Annotated in this window: 1 protein-coding gene; it reads right to left on the bottom strand. The window is 63.6% G+C overall.

What is annotated here, in order from left to right; genetic code table 11:
* On the bottom strand, positions 1–1,224 hold a 1,224-nt coding region (locus K359_RS63950), incomplete at both ends, for a terminase (protein ID WP_029085277.1).

Here is a 1,224-nt window from a genome sequence, read left to right as displayed (position 1 = left end):
GCCGACAACCCAGGACATAAGACCCTGCCCGGCATGCCAGAAGGTTGCATCGGCGAGCTTGAAATCGAGGCCATAGACCGCCGGCGCGAGCGCCGAACCCTGCAGCAGACGCCGCAGCATGTCGTCGGTCACGCCGACCGCGGTCAAAGCCTCGATAATCGCCGCCGCTTGGTTCGGATCGATGCCGACGCCGTTTTTCTGCGGCAGCAGGCCGCTCGCGACAATGCGGGCGACCAGGACGCCGAGATCCGCGATCGCGTCGGCCATGTCGACGATCGTCATCGACCCTTCCTCGACGAAATCCTGCAGCTGGTTCGCGATGTCTTTCCGCCGCTCGAGGACGATCGGATCTGCCCAGGCGTAGGACCAGGACAGCCAATGCCGCGTACCGCGCTCGCGGCCGATCACTGCCAGGCCGAGGAGGTCGTCACGGCCGCCGGAGTCGATTCCGATCGTGACGACCTCGCAACGCGTCAGGATCGCGTCGAGGTCGAGTCCCTTGATGACCTGCGCATCCCAGAGATCCGCGCCGCCCCATCCCTCGTTATTGATGCCCTGGCCGATCTCGATATTGAGATGCTGCGACGCCCAGATCCGGATCGCTTCCTCGCCCTTGTCGCGCTCGCCTTCCCAATCGGCGACCAGCTCCGCCAGGGCCGGACCGGAGCGGCCGAGGTTCGGCATCACCATCGGCCAGTTGACCGGGTTCATCCAGCGCGGCTCGACGCCGTTTTTCCGCTCCTCGCGCGTCAGCGTCGCGATGTCCTGCGGAAATTCGTAGAGCAGCGGCAACATCGGCCGAATGACCTTGCCGCGATACTTCCCGTCACGAACATTGCGCGCGAATTTCAGCTCCGACTTGAAAATTCCGGCAGGAATGTCGTCGCTTTGCGTCGTCGTCATGACGAGCAGGCCTTCCGGCGTCTTGTCGAGGCCGCCGCGGATCTGGCGCAGTACCTTGGCGCCCTTTGCGTTGAATCCGAGCAGATGGATCTCGTCGAGCAGCACGAAAAACAGGCCCATCGCGCCGGTTAGGATGTTGACGTCGAAGGTTTTGACCTGCGCCTCGGCTTTGGTGACGAGATCCTCGATCATCATCTCATGATCGTGCGTGCGGAAACGCCGTTTCAGATCCGGCGACTCCTCGATCATGCCGACCGCCTGGTCATAGGCGCGCGTCGAGATCGCCTGCGTCGGACCGACAAACAGCGCTTTACCGCGCGG

It is taken from the genome of Bradyrhizobium sp. th-b2 (genome assembly GCF_000426785.1).
GTDB lineage: Bacteria > Pseudomonadota > Alphaproteobacteria > Rhizobiales > Xanthobacteraceae > Bradyrhizobium > Bradyrhizobium septentrionale.
The sequence above is the reverse complement of the archived record's forward strand: the minus strand, read 5'-3'. Positions and strand labels throughout refer to the sequence as shown.